We start from the raw sequence: 17,746 nt of genomic DNA, 5'->3' as shown, positions 1-17,746 counted from the left end.
TGACGTTGAGTGGTAGTTAATCTGCAATCTGGATTGGTAGCATTTAAAGTGCGCCAAGTCTGGAGTTCGCGTGGATACAACCGGATGAATGCTGTTTAGGGCTTTCAGTCGAAGCTCAATGTGGCGGAAGTGTATGTTTCCGGGCGTGTCTCCCTCCACTTTGTTGCCCCCTGGTAGTCTAGAAAAGACCCCGTGAGACCCATAATGAATCGCTGCTTTAGATTCTCGAAGTTCGGCATTGTGCTGCTGAGTTGTCTTGTTCTTTCAAACGTTGCTGTTTCTGACGATTCGGCGAGTCGGTTGACTAACCGATACATGCAGGATGAGCTAGATGAGTTGCCTGAAGACAACACTGCGTTCTTCACGGAAGCTCGCGAAGTCAAGATTCAGCTTGATTTGCTGGCTGCTCTCGAGGATGTATCGAGCCTATCGGAAACCGTTGTCACCGTCGTTCGTCCTGATGGCGAATCGGAAGAGTTGGCGGTTGATGAAAATGGCGAGTTCACCATTGATAATGTGGAACGTGGGCCCCATGCGATAGTCGCTTCGGGCGATAATGTTCACGGCGCAATGCTTTATTACTTCGATGAAAAAGTGGCAGATGCTGACGGCCTGGATGCTGGCCTTGGCCAAGTAGCAGCGACCAAGAAAATGACAATGTTGCAAGTCAATGCATCCGACTTGCGAGAGTCGATTGATCGCATCCGAGACATCACAACGTTTGCAAGTAGTCGCAGTAGCGATATTCGCGTCGGCGAGACTTTTGGTTACGACGTCACACTTGGTCCTAACGGCGAGCTTGTTGGTCGCGTCATGAGCGTGAACGAATCGGCACCACTCGGCGGTACTCAAGTCAAAATCTTCCACAACGGTGTCGTCGTGGGTTCGACACAAGCTGGTGACGATGGCAGCTTCCAAATCACCGGTCTACGTGGTGGTGTTCACGGGTTGGTCGCTTCGGGACGAGCTGGATATTCGGCGTTCGCATTCAATGCGGTTCCATCGTCCGAGATTGCTCAGACTGCTTCAGTTGTCACTCAAACCTTTGTTACCAAGTTGGCGGCGGGCGACACGCTGCCCGTGGTGTTGGTTCCACCTCAAATGTCAGAGCCTTTGATCAAGGCTGTTGAAAAGAGCTATCCCGAAATCGCTCGATCAAGCGATCCTAGTGGCATCCCAGCGGATCCTGCACCGTTAGGCACCGCAGGAGCACCTCTTGCTAATTCTCCGATGGCATCGTTCTCACCTACGTCGGGTCTTACCGCATCAGCTCCCGGCGGTTATGGCGGCGGGTACGGTGGCGGATTTGGCGGCGGCGGTGGTTTCGGTGGCGGACTAGGTGGTTTGGCCGCTCTAGCTCCCTTGGCTCTGATTCCTGCTCTGACAGACGATGACAACTCAGTTCAACAACCTGTCATCGTTTCTCCTTCGAGCCCTTAAGCCTGAATCGACTGACCAACGTTAGACGGTTGGTTCGCAAGCAAATCCTGAAGCACCGCAGATTTACTGCGGTGCTTTTTTCTTAGACATACAATGCCCGCTTTGTACCGTTTGATTTTTACTAGGCTCTTCACGCATTAGCGGGGCAATGATGAAAAAGATAACGATAGCCTGCCTGTGGGTTGCGTTAGTTTCGACCACAGTTGGATGGGAGAAGTCGAAAGTATTGGCTGACGAGCAAAGTCAGTACTTAACGCTACAGCTAAACAATCTCAGGCTTGCTGTGGATCCAAACCTGGGCGGCAGGATAGTTTCATTCTCACTTGATGGCATTGAGGTGCTTCGCACGACCCGAGATGAGAAAAATTTGCAGTGGGGAAGTACTGCGTGGTCGAGCCCGCAAAGTGACTGGAACTGGCCACCGTTAGAATCTTTGGACAGCGAGCCTTACGTCGTCCGCTCCCACACGGCAGATGCGATCGAACTCGCTAGCGGCATCGACGAAACAACTAAGCTGCAGATGATCAAGCATTTCCAGATGAGGATGGGAAGCAACGGTGCGCCGCTTGCTGTCGTAAGCTACCGGATTGCCAACCGGGGATTAGTCGATACAAAGGTCGCGGTCTGGGAAAACACTCGAGTTGATTGGGGTGGCTTCACCGAGTTTTCTGCAGGTAGCCAAATCCGGCTAAGTCATCCAGAAAAAGCAGTCGTTACTGAAGACCGAAACGGGGTGACAAGGCTAGCGTTCAATGGAATGCAGCCTCATGCTCAAAAGGTTTTTGTCACGCCCGCTGAGGTGACTAACAGCAAGGGCGAAAGACAATCGTCGGTCTGGAACCGTTACCATCGTCATGATCTCGTACTGATCAAACGATGCGAATTGCTGGCCGATACGGCGCCCGGGCAAACGCCACTGGAAATTTATCTCGCGCCTCAAAGCGATTTCGCTGAATTAGAGCTACAGGGACCCTATGAATCGCTGGCACCGAACGAAGAGGTATCGCTAGTGGTTCATTGGCAACTTTTCAAAACGGAAGATCCTCGTATTGAAGACCTTCGCCAGTGATTCTTCCGAGAGTTTTCTTTTGACGTGCATCATTTGAACGCCAACGTTTAATTGTCAGCGTTCGATAACAAAGTGTGATCAGCAGAGTTTGTGCTCACAAAGCTTGTCAATTGGCCGCGCGATACTCTCCACCGGATTGTTCCGCGATTGCACTTAAGAACGCTTCAGTAGAACGGTTGATCGCAATTCCGATGGTGTTGAATTTAAGGTGACGAAAGCGATTTCGTTGCATGATGTCCTGAACAATCTCTGCTGGCTTAACGAAGTCACCAATAGTCGGCTGACCATCGGTTAGCAGAAAAACGGCTTCGAGCTGCTGGTCAAATTCGATCGCGTTCTTCAGTGCACCGTAGGTGTTAGTTCGATCTCCGTATTGAAGCCGTTTTACGAACGCTATCGCTTCACGCTTGTTTTGATCATTCGCTAGAAGCAGTGTTGATTTCCACACATGCACGTCCGTCGCATAGAACATCAGCGCGAATTCGCTTCTTGGATCGAGTTCCTCTATCGTTTTGATGAGCTCGGACTTTGCTCGCTGCAATCGGCTAAGGCCATCCCAGTATTCTTCCATGCTGCCGGAATGGTCGATGATGAACATCAATCGTTTCGCGTGAATGTCAATTCCGTAGTACTGCGACGACTTCGACAACTCAACACGGTTAGGAGAGTCGGACGCATGACTCGCGGGATAGAGTTTGATCTGTGCTGGGTTTGTTGCTTTGAGATTCTCGTCCATAGCGTCCATGTCATCTTCATCAGGGGACACCGAACCCTCGAGGGACATCGACCGCTGCCAGGCGTTAAACCTCTTTTCGTCTCCGCCAAAATCTCTGACGTCGACTTCAGTAAGTAGCTTTTTGATTTCGTGTCGGAGCTGTCCGTCGAATTCGTGACGCCATTGAGTCAATAGTTCAATAGCGCGAGGGTGTTGCATCTGAGCCAGCGCACGTATGAGGTTGAATCGAAACCCATAGTTTTCTGTAAATGCCGGATGGTCTTTAAGTTGGTAGATCGTTTCAATCGAATTGTGAAACTTGTTCTTTCCCAGCACATCCGCAGCGATCAGGACAACGTCGGTGTGTCGTGAATCTAGCATGCTGATCAGAGATTCTTCAGCTTCTTTTCGGTCGATCGTTCCGAGTGTGTAGATCAAAGTCACCGTGCCAATGCTTAGTTGATCTTCTGGGGAAAGTTCAGCGATCAGCAATTCGGCCGCCTCCTTCAATTCCGGAAGTGCCTGGTACTTCCGCTGAACAGTGCGACTGACTTCAGCGATTGCTCGGATGCGTGCCTCGTCGCTGCGACCGGCAAGGCGTGCAACCAAGCGGGTAGAAGTTGTCTCCGCTGCGTATCCGCTCAACGATATCGTCGGCAAACAGCTAGACCACAGCAGACATAGACATAGCAGGGTACGGTGGATCGCCATCCCAATAGTTCACTCCTCAAGGCCGTGCGTCGCGATCCATATCGGCACCGACATACCGCCTCGCTGATTGGCATTTGTTCACAGCCGCTAGTCAGATGGTGAGCTAGTCAGACGGTGAAAGAGACGACGCCTATTTTCTGACTTACGCCGCGTCGCGGATAGCCTCATTTCACAATCTATCGCTGATAATTTTGCACGCGATCACGAATAGTGAGCGATATGCACGCGGCATTGTGATGGGACGAGTCTAGAAAAAGCGTCCGCGATCTACGGAACCATCGTCACAGCATTGACGCTGCGCTCGACCGATTGGTGAATTTGATCTAAACGCTGTTCAAGGGCAACGTTTTGCTTGTGCAGGCGAGCCATTTCTTTTTTCATCGCCGCCAAGTCTTTTGTGAGCGTGTCGGTGTATTCCCGAATCGCTTCGGTTTCGACTCGGAATTGTTTCAAGTCGGCTTCCAGCTTGATCTTAATTTCGGCATTGGCAACCAGCATGGTGTTGCTGCGGTCAATCGCTTCTTGGAGCACTGCTTTTTGGTCGACCAGTTCCTCGCTTCGGTTAGCTAAGTTGGCCAAACGAAGCTGAATGTGTCTGAGGACGAACCGGTAATCGTTCAATGGACGCAAGTAGTATCGGTCAATCAATTTAGCAACACCGGAATCAACGAGCTGTTCTGCTGCTTCCTCCTGCATCACGATTTGATCAGTCTTCTTAAATTTGACCGAACCGTCCTCTCCACGTTGCAACCGACCATCGACGGCGCGGCCGTTGCCGTCGAAGAATCCGCCATCGACAGCACCACGCTGTTCGGGGCTATCCACCTGGATGGCATGGTTTTGCGTGAATTCAATCTTCGCCCACCGGCTCAGCGGAGGATCGTTGTCTCGAAGACGACGGCCGTCTCCGAGATAGGATTGTCGAGTTTCGGGTGTGGTGTTGGACAAGACTGAATTAACCAATGCATCATCCACGCGTCCGAGGATGTTGTCGTCATTGGGTGAGCTACCGTCGGCGATGAACGGTTCGTGCCCATCAAGGGGCAATAATTCGTAAACGGACCAACTGATCGCTTGCTGAGAATCGATCGCTTGCGCCTGGGCCGGTGCTAGTGCCGACGTGGGCTCAAGAGTGACCTGAGCTTCCGTTGATGCCTTAACGATAAATTCGCCAAGGTAAAAGGTTGGCACCGCTATTTGTGTATTGGGATCAATGAACTCGGCAAATCCGTAAACCACCAGTCCTTCGGGAATCAATGGCGGAGCTGCCGCTGCAGCCCCATCTTCGGCGGGTTCAGCTGGTGCTACGGCCGGAGCTTGCGGATTCACCAGGATAAGAGATTGGCTAGTGCCACCTTGGAGTCTGAGGTTCCGCCAACTACGTCCAGCTTCAAGTCCGATTTTGGATAGTTTGGTGGCCAAGCTGGTAACGCCTTCCGTGCCTGACGCATCGCCATACTTGAGCGATTGATATTCGCTTTCGACCTGGGCGGCCTGAACCTCAAGCTTCTCTTTTACTTTGTGCCAAGCTGCGCGGCTCTTAAGAACGCCGGCAGTTGGGAATAGCAAGGCAATCGCTAACAACATCGTGATCACGACGGGAACGATTTGGTACCAGCGCCAATTTTTGGAAGCTTTCCAAATCAGAACACCGAAGCCGATCAGAAAGAGCAGCAGAACGCCAATGATGACAAACTTCATGATTGTTTCGAGCGCACCACGGCGGAATCGGTCAAGAGAAGAGGCTCAAATGCCTCAATGAATACTAAGTTGGGCAAGTTGCGCCGTCAAGGAAATACCACGATTCGCTACATGAAACCCAAAGCTACTGGTCATACGAGCAGCTCTCGCGGGGGTGGAGCCACCGTTGTAATCGCCAAGGTCTGCGCGACCTGCACCACCGGAGGGCGCCTTGGTGTGATTTGACGGTTCAGGAGGGCAAGCACGTGGAGTCCAAGCCGGTAACACCCGAATCCGAAAGAGGGAGATGCCGCTTTTGCGTCTTGTGTCGATTTTCCCCAATGAACTGAAAACAACTCATGGGAAGCCTTTTGATGGTGCCAAAGAAGTCAATGACCAGATCTGGTGAACATCAGTCAACTTTGGATCTTGGGGTGCATACCGAGCACCTTGAAACTAGGGATGGCTGCTCTTCAGGCAACGTGGTTCTGCAAATCACTTTGGCCCTGATGGGGATCCTGATGTTGCTGGGCTCGATTGGCTGTCATCGCCAGTACTATCGAAAACAGGCGGACATGGAAGCTCATCAATTGATCGACCAGAATGCATTGCGCGTGGCACGTCCACCGAATCAACCGCTTCGAATCGACGTGGATCGTCGCAGCCGGATGTTCAATCCGTTTGACCTCGACTTCCAACCGATGCCGCTCGACGATCCTGCGTCCTATCAATACATGCAGTGCGTCGATGGACGTCGCGGCTATCCGATGTGGGAAGCGGCTGGGTTTACTAACACTGTGGAAAGTCCGGATTGGTGGCAGTTTTTGCCTTTGGACGAAGACGGTGTGTTGTCACTCAACATGGAAAACTCGGTCAAGATCGCGTTGCTTCATTCGCCCGAATACCAACAACAAATTGAGCAGTTGTATCTATCAGCGCTCGCCGTCAGCAGCCAACGCTTTGTGTTCGATACGCAGTTCTTTGGTGGTGCAGATACGTTCTTTACTCTTGCCGGCAGACGACGATCCGGCGCTAACGGACGAAGTCAATCTGCCTTCTCTGTTGGTCCGGATAGTACAAGCGCCGCTGGCAATCGCGACTTTTCCCTTGAGCGAAGATTCGCTAGCGGCAGTCAGTTGATCGTCGGGCTGGCGAACAACATCGTTTGGAACGTCAGCGGTCCTAACACTCAGTCCGCATCGACTACGCTCGACTTTGCCTTCCTGCAGCCTTTGCTGCGAGGTGCGGGGCGTGACGTGGTCATGGAAGACTTGACTCAAGCCGAACGCGCCTTGCTCGCGGACGTACGCTCGTTCGAACGATTTCGTCGCAGTTTCTTCTTGAACATCACCGTGGGGAGACAACTTGAAGGCCAGCCGCAATCCGTTGTCAATGAGGCCAGCGGGAACCTAAACATTAACGTTGCTGGACAAGGTGGCTTCGGCAATGCAAATGGTTTCTTGGGATTGCTGCAAAGCCAACTAAGGATTCGCAACCTCGAAGAGAACATTGCTCGACAAGCAGAGAACTTATTGATTCTTGAAGATTCACTAATCGAATTGCTCACCACTATTCCCGATGATGCGGGGTCAATTGTTCGGCAGCGATTGCTAGTGGCACAAACCAGGCAAAGCCTTTTGACCGCCCAGCGAAACCTGGTCAATCAGCAGGCGTCATATCAGCAATCCGTCGACGCTTTCTTGATCACAATGGGTTTGCCGCCGTACTTGTGTATCCGACTTGACGACCCGATTTTGAACCGATTTGAGTTGATCGATCGTAGACTGCTCACGCGTCGTCAGGAACTGAGTGCACTCCGCAGTTCCGTGGGCGAACTCAACGTCAAGCTGTTTGAAACTGCCCGATACAAGATTGATGAGGAGTCGGGGCTTCCTGTATCGGAAGTGGAATGGTCCGAGGAAATTTCACAGACGCTCAAGCGACTTCGCGACGAAATTGCACCTTTGAAGGAATTCAATCGTACGCTGATCGATGAAGAAATTCCGCGAATCGCAGAAGACATCGATGCCTATGAAAAGGCATTGCCCAAACGACGACGAGACGGAGTCAAACTTCTTGATCTCTACGAACAGGAAAAAGAAGGCATTTGCGGGTTGCTCAATGTCACAGACATTGATGACTCGATCTTCGCTCTCGAAGAACTCGACGAGCTTAGTGACGGCCTCCGGCAATCGTACGTTCTGCTCGAGAAACGATTTGAAAGCTACGAAGAAACAATCTCTAAGCTGCAAGCAACCCTTGAAAGCTTCACGGATGGACGAGCGGCTGAGCTCAATAATCGTGAGCTTGCGAAGACGTTAAGAGACGATATTATTCTCGAGACTCAACAGGTCCTTACCGACCTTGGCGACGACGTACTTGCACTGCAACTGATCCAAGCCCGTGCTCGAACCGAGAGCTTGTTATTGCCGGAAGTTGAAATGGACCCGCAAACGGCGTTCTATATCGCACGCCGCAATCGACGAGACTATGCCAATGCGAAAGCCAGAATCGTCGACGCTTGGCGTTCGATCGAAGTTGCCGCAGATGATTTGGAAAGTCAGCTCGACTTGGTTGTTAACGGGGACGTGCAAAACGTCGGGAACAACCCGCTCGACCTAAGGTCAAGCACAAGTCAGCTAAGGATCGGTCTGCAATGGGACGCTCCTATCACACGGTTGACCGAACGAAACACGTATCGAGAACGATTGATTCGGTTCGAACAGATCAAGCGAGATTTCTATCAGTTTGAAGACAGTTTGTGGCAATTGCTTCGTGGCGAGGTTCGCCAGTTGCAAGCGAATCGTTTAACGTTCGAACTAGGTCGCCAAGCTATCCGGATTGCTGCTTCGCAGATCGAACTTAACGCCGACATTCGTGCTCTCAATGATGCTCGTGGTCAAGGTGCTGGTCCCACGGCTGCTATTGACGCCATTCGTGCTCTTGATGCTTTGCTTCAAGCCCAGAATGATCTGCTAGATATCTTTGTTGGTTACGAAGTGACGCGACGAGGACTGGACTTCGATTTGGGAACCATGGAATTGACTCCGGATGGTTTGTGGATCGATCCGGGTAAGCTGACATCCGATTCGCTGATCTCGTTGGTGGGGACCACCGAAGGTGGCATGATGCAGAACGCATGCAATGAATGCTGCTTGCCAAACAGGCCGCTACCACAAGCACCGGTCTACTTCGAACCGATGGTGCTTGGCGAGGTCAATGCGACTGATTTTGAAACTACCGATTTTGGAGATGAGCTTCGCATGTTGGAAGCGAATGAATCAATCGGTGAGCTCAGCGATCCTAGCATCGAAGTTGATAGTGACGCACTCCGGGAGTCGATCGAATCAGGACTCGAGCCGACAGACTTACCGAGCGAAGAATAAGCTCGCTATAGCTCGAATTCGTCTGTTGCCGAGTAGAGCGGCAAGTAGCGGTAGTAGACCTCTAAGGTCAACGTGCACATGGCGGTCGTGTAAAGGCGACCGCCAACGTCTCCGAAGCGATCTTTAAAGTGCCATGAACCTTTTTCATGGCCTGTTTTCTCCTGGGTGGAGACCAGGTGATCTCGCATCTGCTGGTTCCAACGATCCCAGTCGGGGTGGCGAGCGTGATGCAGTGCGAGGGTGGCGTAGTAATCGTGATAGACGTTCGTCTTCATCGGCCCGCGTTCAGCCATTTCAGTCAATGCGATCTTGAGCGGCGTGAACTGAATTGACTCACCCAAATAAAGCATTAAAGCGAGCCCCACTGCAGTTGTTGTTGGTTGTCCGGGAGGACCTTTATAGCCAAACCAATACCTGCGATCCTCCGGGCACGTTGACAGTGCAAAGGCTTTGGCATCGCGAAGCGTGTGAGTCTGCAAGACCATCTTGTTTCGCTTAGCTGCGATAAGCGAAAGGACTTGCCACCCGGTCACCGTGAGGTCGCCGGGGCTGTTGGGATAGTATCCCCACGATCCGCTTGAATGCTGTGCGATGCACGAGAACGCGGTACCGCCACTAACGAGTTGATAGAACTCATGATTCCACGGTTCTTTTTCGTTCATCGTCATTGCCATGGCTTCCGACATCGCCATCAAAGCAATCCCATGTCCGTACATGCTGCCGTGTTGCCAGTCGAATCCTGATTCCGTTTCAGAGACGACATCGCGCAAGTAATACAGACCTCGGCGGACGTTTTGAGTGTAAGGCCCATCATTTTCATGAGTGTGTCCGGCACCCAAGAACGCCAGGAGGGCGAGTCCCGTTGCTGCAGTCGACGGAGTTGGATCTTCACCGCTTTTCTTGGAATCACGGCACTTACCATCGCACGGATCTTTCGAAAGATCAAAGGACCAACTTCCGTCTCGTCTTTGATGTGCTGCTAAGTAGGCAAGTGCCGCCTCGACGGCATCTTCGCTTTCGGGCGTCGCACCGTATTTCTTGGCAAGCTCGCTACGACGTTCTGGTGTTCGACCGGACAGTCCACCACCGGTAGCGATTTGCATGAGTCCTTGTTGACCAGATGAACCACCGCCACCACCTTTGATTAATAGATCGACTTTGGGAAGCGGAGTCGTCACTTCGGTAGGTTCGCTGGCCGGATTCGGAAGTGAAGGTTTGAAGTCCGTCGCAAAAGTAATCGCGACAGGAACCGTCGCGGTATCATGGCTCTTGTGGTTTAGCTCTTGTTGCTCAAGATCAACGGCTTGCAATGTGACTGTTTCGCTTGGACCCGTCTGGCGACCCTGAAGCTTGACGCCTACGACTGATCCTTTGGGAATCGTGACGAGTGCCAAAAGGATAAGCAGCGACGTATGTACAATCATGCTGATCAACAAAGCAGGAACTCGCGTTCTCTGGCTCAGTGGAGCGCTCGTGAGCGAAGCTGAGTTGGAAGAAACCCCAAGCTCGACCGGTTGAGCACTCGATGAGTTTTCCTGTGCCTCTGCGCGTTTAGGCGTTGGCGGCACTCCCGCCCACCGCGCACGATCGCCCCCCGTCACCGGTTGAGGTGATGAATCCGTGGAAGACGGAGGGATGCTATCGGTGGTAGCGATTATGCGGACCTTCATCGAGAGAACTCTACAGTCGACTATAGCTTGCGATATGGTCTCAGTAGAAATGCAACTGCTAATGCGAGTTGCCGTTTGCCTCGAAATTTTGGCTGACGGCGAGATCTTTTCGCCGAGATATCAACTGTTTTCCGCGATTTCCTATCCACGCGTTCCAGCGTCTACTTAGTCATCGCTGCCACTGGCAGATCCGCCATTTGATAGGCTCGCGAACGGAACAAGAATTCAATGATGTTCCCTTCGTGTGGTTGCAACCAATTCAACCGGTTTGTTGGAATCGGGCCCACATTCAACCGGTCAATCTCAACGCAACTGCCCGCCGCATCTATAAACGACTGGTCGGCGGTTAACACCGTTCCCACCAAAGTCGGGCCGATCCGTTTAAGCATTTCTGCTTGCGGGCATTCAACAACACTGACAAACGGGAACATGTACTCCTTGGCCGCGACCGCGCGATCCGGCGAGTTGGCGTGAACAACCATCGGTCGAAGATAAGCACAATGGTCTCGTTCGATGAGTTTCTCACCAAAAGCAGCAGTCATGTCTTCGACGCCACTTTCCGCAAGATCTTGTTCAACCATCGACCATGTTCCAGTCGCCATCGCTTTTACCGTGAACGCAGCCAAAGCCGCATCTGGATCACTAGGCGGAAGGACGTTGACCTCGCCAATTCGATCAGCGATCGCCGCGGCAATTTCGCGGGTATGACGACTCGCCCAAATGCCGCTGCAATTAATGCAACTTCGGCCTGAGTTACTGAGAACACTTTCGACCATCATGTCGAGATAGTTTTCCCAATCGTCGACGACATCATCGCAGATCAAAATTTTCGAAAACCCGGGACCATGAGCCTGGACCTTCGGATTGCCTTCGTGCTGCGCTACCGTTTGCGCGCTTCCAAAGATCATGCTTCGAGGCGTCTTAGTCATGATCGCACCACCCGCGTCGTGACCACCTGGGTACAAGCCAAAAGCCTCCTTGGGAATTCCAGCTTCGATGAAAGCTGAAACCATCCGATAAGGAGTCCAAGGTTCTTGCGATCCAGGCTTAAGGGCCAAGCCGATCTGAAGCGGAATCGCTGGCAGCCAAAGCGTATGAACCCCTGGTGAGTTATTCGGCAGGACGGCGCCCAGTACCGGACTTTGGCACTGGTAGCTGACCGTAACGCCGCGTCCCTCTTCGCCATAACCACGCGAAAGAATAGACAGGTCCAATCCCCGTGTAAGACAATCAAGAATCTGATCAATGTTGCTAAGAACAAAACTGTTCTTCGTCATGTTTGATCGGCACATGTGCTCTGGCAACCCGGTGCTCGCGGACTGCTGGTGCACAAACTGATCAACTGATTGCGTTGAGTCACCTACGGTCAGGTCCGCTGACTCGAACAACACTGCGGCCCGCTTGCATCGCTCGATCAAATCGTCGGTTGAATGCTGCAGTAGCGTTTCGCGCGCCTTGTGCGCTTGACGCATGTCTTTGCCGACAATTCCGCCGCCAACGTTTCCAATGCGGGCGATCGGCTCACCGGTGTCAAAGTGGACCACATTGGTATGGTCAAGTGACTCGTACGGTTTACCCCAACGAAGCGGGCTCAGTGTGATCATCGTTTCTAATCTATCTTGGAAAGGAGGCGGAGGAACAAAGTTCGCTTTGACAGCGGACCGCAATTCGTCTTAGTAAACACCAACCGTCGTTGAAGTTGCCAATTCGTGGAATGGGCGAACACCGCTTACGCCATCCCAGGGATAGGTTTCAAACGGTGCTTCACGTTCACCTTCGTCACGTTCCATGAACCCGGGTACGAAGAATTCATCCGTTAGCGTGTACAGTTTGACGCGACCGGTCTCACCGTAACCTACCACTTGGTTGTAATCGTCGAATGAAACCACTTCGGTTGCCGCCCGAGGTTGAGGCGCGTAATACGAAATCTTATAGCCCTGTTCAGCAGTGATCGGTTTGCTGCATGCCAAGCCCATCAATGTGTTTCCATAGGTTGGCGTCATGTAGATGCCGCCTTCGGACGCTGGGCCGCCAAGCATCTCTTCCACGCAAAATTTTGTCCACTGAGGCGTGAACTCTGTTCCACCCGAGAAGATACCTTTGATGCCCACTTCTTGAAGCGATGTGCCCTTCTCTTCTAACGCCTCACCAAGCGATTCAAGAAGTTTGGGAGTCGCGAACATGCACTTAATATCGTGCCCGGCCGTCAGGACCGTCACGGCTTGGTCGACGCAATGCTTCTTGTACTCTTCAAGATGTTCCATCCAGCCTTTCTTGATCAACTTCACAACCCAACGTGGGTCGAGGTCGATGCAGAAACAGATTCCACCTCGGTGCTGGGCCAAGTGCTCAACCGCCAATCTAAGTCGACGAGGTCCGCTTGGGCCGAGCATCAGCCAATTTGAACCCTTAGGAAAATACTCATCGGGAAGCGTGTCGCTGAAGAGTTCGTAGTCTTTCCAGTGATCTTCAATCACAACACGACTCTTAGGAATTCCCGTTGTGCCGCCGGTTTCGAAAACGTAGGTCGGCTTGCCCTGGTGCCCTTTAGGGATCCAGCGATCGACGGGGCCACCCCTCAACCATTCGTCCTCGAACTCAGGAAACTTTTTCAGATCGTCAAAGCTCTTAACGTCCTTCAAGGGGTCAAACTTGAGCTCTGACTTTTTTGCCAACCAAAAAGGGCTGCCCGTTTCGTCACTGAAATGCCAATGAACAGTCTTAAGCGTGTGCTCATTAAGACTATCTTTGGCCTCAGCGGCCTTTTGCTTGACTTCGTCGCTGATCGCAGTATCGGCAGTGCTCATGGTTTCCTTTCAACTCGTTTGCATGGATGAATGACTTATTATGCACGCTGGGGAAGATTGCATCATGCCCCCATCCGGCCAGAGGAAGCATTGAATCACGAAACAAAAAAACCACGGCCGAAAACGACCGTGGTTTGATGAGAGGTATTGAATCGCCTTAGGACTATCCAGGATGGCGATTCCTTACGTAGGGTGCCTAGTTTGCACCGGATGGGCTAACGATAACCGGAGCACGGATCGAGTTGTTGTCGTCGTCGATAAGTGCTGGGATCAAGGCAAGAGGAGCCAAGGCAGCCAAGCCACCGATTCCGCCGCCGAATCCACCACCGCCACCAAATCCGCCGCCGCCACCATAGCCGCCACCGTATCCAGGAGCGAATCCACCACCTGCGAGAGGCGTTCCAAATCCGCTGTCCAAGATTACTTCGCCATCAATGAATTCGCCTTCGATGATTTCTTCGCCGCAAACGCCGCAAGCATCTTCAACGATCGGTTGCTCGATGATTACTTCTTCGACGATGCTGCAAACTTCTGGCATAGGAGCAATTTGCATAGCAAACTCGGTGCAGCAGTTGCAGCAATTCTTGCGATGGTGCCCGAAACCAACCAATTGAGTTCCGTCGGTTCCAACGTTGGATGATGCGGTTGCTTGAAGCTCAGTTGCGTCAACAAGCTCAAAGCCGATTAAGCCAATACCGTTTGGACCAATGGCAAGCAACGAATAAAAGCCAGGCTCGACAGTTTCGAATTCAAACTCGCCACTATCGCCACTGAGTGTACGGTCGATTTCCATGGCATCCTTAAACAGGAAGACATTGGTCATCCCAGCACCGGAAAGTTCATCGGAAACGGCACCAGCAACGTGAAGATGACCCTTCATGCCGTTGCCTGCTTGAGCGACGCGGAACAAGTCCTGACCACAAACGCGGTCCTTCAACCCATTAAAGTTGAGTTCTTGGAAGTTCACGTTCTGTTGCTTGACAGTTGGTGGCAGGTATCGAATCACCGCAGTGTTCACAACGGTGTAGTCGACGTTCGCCATTGCGATGTCAGCCACTTGTGGGAAGTCAATTGTTTCGGCTTGTTGTGAATCAACGACGTGCATAGCACAGCATGCGAACACGTCTTTGCCACGAGCGGTTAGTGCATAGACACCACTCTTGATGTCCTCGATTTCGAACCGGCCTTCACTGTCCGTCTTAGCGCGGAGGACTTCACCGTCACGGGCAAGGACTGCGACCGAGACATTTTCGAGAGCTTCCGACTGACCGCCTGACTTAGGCAGGAAAACTCGACCGCTCAGATTACCGTCCGCTGTAAGGCGGACCCACTGATTCATCGTCAAGTGATTAACCACTTGGCTTTGGTCGCTTGAGGGTGTGTCGACAGCTTGCGCTGACGTACATGTCAGCAGAATAATAGCGGAGCAAATGAATGAAGTGATACGTCGCATGGGAAACCTCTCGGAGTAATTCTGAGTCCATAGATAGTAGGTCTATAGTAAAGATAGGTAAGCAGTGAGGCCAGTCCCTTTCATCCAGATATTTGGCATTATCTGCCAAATATCGCATGCTTTGACGTCTTTTCTAAGCGATTTGTCCACTGCTCTTGATAGGGGGTGGTCAGCAGGCCCTTTGTGGCCGTTAGCTCGCTGTTGAATGGGTTTCGATGGAGGCATTGGCACCCTTCCGTTGGTCCACCGCTTCGCAGCTACTTGATCTTCTGTTCGAAACGCACAATCGAGGTAGCCAAGCCCTGTGGATTGCTTTCGACAATTGCACCGCAAAGTCGTACGTCTTGAGTGGCTACATAGAAGTGAGTTGGTTCAAACGTTCTCGACGTACTCATCACTCGACTGATGTCGCGTCCGATGATGCTTTCGTATGGACCGCACATCCCTACATCGCACTGAAACGCTGTACCGCCCGGCAGTACAGTTGCATCCGCAGTCGGGACATGTGTATGGGTTCCGAGCACCGCGGTGACTTTTCCATCGAGGTATCGACCTAGAACTTGTTTGTCGCTCGTCGCCTCGGCATGCACGTCTACCAGGATTGGCGGTGGACCGCCGGTTGCCGTCCCCTGGAATCGATCATCCGCGGATACTTCCGCGAGCACGCGATCTAGAGCGTCAAAGGGACAGTCGACTGGGCGCATGAACACGCGTCCCATTATCGAGATGACCACCAGAGGCCCAGCTTCGGTATCCACAATTGTCCAGCAGCGTCCGGGAGAATCCAATGGATAGTTTGCGGGTTTGACTATCCGGGAACTTTTCGCCAGCACCTCGATGATATCTTTGTTTTTGTAGATGTGGTCACCCATGGTGATTGCATCCACGCCGGCGTCGGTTAGGCGTTGGAATTGTCGAGGCGTTAGACCGGAGCCATCGGCGGCGTTTTCTGCATTTACCACAACGGCATCGAGCGACAATTCCTTACGCAGAGCCGGGACCTTCTTAACCGCAGCTGTGAAGCCTGGTTTTCCCACTAGGTCTCCTAAGAACAGTATTTTCATGGAATCTAGTGGTTCGTCGATGAGTGATGATGGCAGAGAAGAACGAGAATGTAGATATCAGATAATTCGTTCGTGCTAATTTTGACGGTGCGGTCAACCGTGCGGACGGCACTTTGAAACGATCTGTTTCGGTAGGCCTTTTGAATCAACGAACGTACGAACGTCAACTAATCTGAAACGTTGAAGCAATCCTTTAGTGTCGATAGCTCTTAGCTAGATTCCTAATAGTCCTCGTTTGCTACTGACTAAACGTGGGAAAGGCAGGGTAATCTTGGCATGATCGACGCCCAGGCTTGACGACTTCGCGAGTGAGTTGCTCCTTGTTCGCTTTCAGTGTCCCCCAGTCTGCACTTTCGCGACTGATTCCGCTACGAGCGTGAGCTTTTATGGTGTTAGATCCCCTTCCACAATCACGTAAGTCTCGATGGTTTGTTCGATCATTTGGCTCGTGCCTACTGATGTTTGTCGCAGCCGTTGTTGCGGGTGCGGATGAACCATCCGAAAACCCTCTGGTGCAGGTTGAACTGGACACGTCGCTTGGCAAGATCCGGGTTCAGCTTGACTCTGATCGGGCCCCTCAAACTGTTAAGAACTTCATGGCCTACGTGGAAAGCGGCTTCTACGAGGGCACTGTCTTTCATCGCGTGATCAAAGATTTTGTTATTCAAGGGGGCGGACGTGGAACCGATCTTCGCCTCAAGGACACCCAAGCCGCCATTGCCAACGAATCGGACAACGGACTGAAGAATGATGAGTATTCGATCGCAATGGCTCGCAAAACCGATCCTGATAGCGCGACGAGCCAGTTTTTCATCAATACCGCTGGCGATAACCACAGTTTGGACCGTGACCAATGCCCCGATGGGGTTGGCTACACCGTCTTTGGCGAAGTGATTGCCGGGAAAGAAGTGGTGGATTTGATTGAGTCCGTTGCCACTCGCAGTGTTGTGGATCCGCACTTTCCAGCGATCGCTTTGGGGAATGTTCCAATCGAGCCGATCGTCATCCATCGTGTCACAGTGGTCGAGCCTAGCCCGGAAGCAATAGATTCCAGCGACGTACTCAACGATCCCTCCCCCGCAACGAAAGAGCCCAGCACGGCAACCAACCAGCCCAGTCCTGCAACCAGCGAGCCCAGCACGGCAACCAATGAGCCCAGCCAAACGACGGAAGAACCCTAAGAGACCACAGCGAAAGTCGCCTGCTACCAAACTGACATGGTCACAAAAACAACACACAAGCGATCCCGGTGCCTGGCCGAAATGGCGATGAGCCCCAAGAGACGCCACAACCACGAACGAGTTCGTTGCTTATTATTTCCAATCTCGCGATTTTCGAAGCGTCCGGCCACCCGTCCAAGCTATGAACCTATGCATGACGCGAGCCCCCAAAAACCGCAATTAGGCCATCAACGGGATTGCGCAAGCCAGCATGGCACCCACCACATCAAATACCGTGCCTCTTGACGAAAAACGCCTTTCTTACGTATTTTCTAAGGCTCGCGAAATGTACATTTCCCTTTCGTTTCAGTTTTACCACTGAAGAGGGGGCCGTTCGCGGCCATGAGACCAAAAGATGGGGCACGGCGGCGATGCCGGCGTACGCCTCGAACGCCAGCGTAGCTTCAATTGGCAGAGCATCGCATTCGTAATGCGAGGGTTGCCGGTTCAAATCCGGCCGCTGGCTTTTACTTTTGACCGCGACCTGTCCTTGGATAGGGCGAACCAGTGCGTCCCGCCGACGTTTTTCGG

General features: G+C 52.3%; 11 protein-coding genes and 1 tRNA gene. 5 read left to right on the top strand and 7 right to left on the bottom strand.

The genetic code is table 11. The annotated features are described in order from the left end of the window. Positions 1-204: 204 nt before the first annotated feature. Both Pla22_RS25430 and Pla22_RS23520 read left to right on the top strand, forming a co-directional pair. The gene (locus tag Pla22_RS25430; RefSeq protein ID WP_165440810.1) at positions 205-1,440 is read left to right on the top strand and encodes a hypothetical protein; all 1,236 of its coding nucleotides are present in this window, start codon (positions 205-207) and stop codon (positions 1,438-1,440) included. 151 nt (positions 1,441-1,591) lie between these two features. Then, positions 1,592-2,509, top strand: a complete 918-nt coding sequence (locus Pla22_RS23520; protein WP_146517270.1) for a hypothetical protein — start codon at positions 1,592-1,594, stop codon at positions 2,507-2,509. Between the two features lie 106 nt (positions 2,510-2,615). Here Pla22_RS23520 and Pla22_RS23515 read toward each other — a convergent pair whose 3' ends face one another. Together Pla22_RS23515 and Pla22_RS23510 are read right to left on the bottom strand one after the other, a co-directional pair. After that, on the bottom strand, positions 2,616-3,833 hold the full coding sequence (locus tag Pla22_RS23515; protein ID WP_165440809.1) for a VWA domain-containing protein: 1,218 nt from the start codon (positions 3,831-3,833) through the stop codon (positions 2,616-2,618). Positions 3,834-4,202: 369 nt separating this feature from the next. Further along, on the bottom strand, positions 4,203-5,636 hold the full coding sequence (locus Pla22_RS23510; protein WP_146517268.1) for a hypothetical protein: 1,434 nt from the start codon (positions 5,634-5,636) through the stop codon (positions 4,203-4,205). A 371-nt stretch (positions 5,637-6,007) separates the two neighbouring features. Between Pla22_RS23510 and Pla22_RS23505 the strand changes: the two genes are divergently transcribed. Continuing rightward, positions 6,008-9,001 carry a hypothetical protein gene (locus tag Pla22_RS23505; RefSeq protein WP_242632289.1) on the top strand — a complete coding sequence of 998 codons (2,994 nt, stop codon included), beginning with the start codon at positions 6,008-6,010 and terminating at the stop codon, positions 8,999-9,001. Positions 9,002-9,006: 5 nt separating this feature from the next. Here Pla22_RS23505 and Pla22_RS23500 read toward each other — a convergent pair whose 3' ends face one another. From Pla22_RS23500 to Pla22_RS23475, 5 genes are all read right to left on the bottom strand, one after another. Continuing rightward, positions 9,007-10,425 carry a prenyltransferase/squalene oxidase repeat-containing protein gene (locus tag Pla22_RS23500; RefSeq protein ID WP_146517267.1) on the bottom strand — a complete coding sequence of 473 codons (1,419 nt, stop codon included), beginning with the start codon at positions 10,423-10,425 and terminating at the stop codon, positions 9,007-9,009. A 407-nt stretch (positions 10,426-10,832) separates the two neighbouring features. Next, on the bottom strand, positions 10,833-12,275 hold the full coding sequence (locus tag Pla22_RS23495; RefSeq protein ID WP_146517266.1) for an aldehyde dehydrogenase family protein: 1,443 nt from the start codon (positions 12,273-12,275) through the stop codon (positions 10,833-10,835). 69 nt (positions 12,276-12,344) lie between these two features. Further along, a complete protein-coding gene (locus Pla22_RS23490; protein WP_146517265.1) occupies positions 12,345-13,478 on the bottom strand; it encodes an acyl-CoA synthetase family protein in 1,134 nt (377 codons plus the stop codon). Between the two features lie 196 nt (positions 13,479-13,674). Then, a complete protein-coding gene (locus Pla22_RS25595; protein ID WP_207310462.1) occupies positions 13,675-14,931 on the bottom strand; it encodes a peptidase associated/transthyretin-like domain-containing protein in 1,257 nt (418 codons plus the stop codon). Positions 14,932-15,188: 257 nt separating this feature from the next. Next, positions 15,189-15,995 (bottom strand): TIGR00282 family metallophosphoesterase, encoded by an 807-nt coding sequence (locus tag Pla22_RS23475; RefSeq protein ID WP_146517263.1) that lies wholly within the window; start codon positions 15,993-15,995, stop codon positions 15,189-15,191. A gap of 458 nt (positions 15,996-16,453) precedes the next feature. On the opposite strand from Pla22_RS23475, the gene Pla22_RS23470 reads away from it, so the two are divergent. Further along, a complete protein-coding gene (locus Pla22_RS23470) occupies positions 16,454-17,176 on the top strand; it encodes a peptidylprolyl isomerase (protein ID WP_207310461.1) in 723 nt (240 codons plus the stop codon). Positions 17,177-17,607: 431 nt separating this feature from the next. Further along, positions 17,608-17,681 (top strand) — tRNA-Thr (locus tag Pla22_RS23465). The last annotated feature ends 65 nt before the right edge of the window (positions 17,682-17,746 follow it).

Source organism: Rubripirellula amarantea (assembly GCF_007859865.1).
GTDB classification, from domain to species: domain Bacteria; phylum Planctomycetota; class Planctomycetia; order Pirellulales; family Pirellulaceae; genus Rubripirellula; species Rubripirellula amarantea.
The sequence above is the reverse complement of the archived record's forward strand: the minus strand, read 5'-3'. Positions and strand labels throughout refer to the sequence as shown.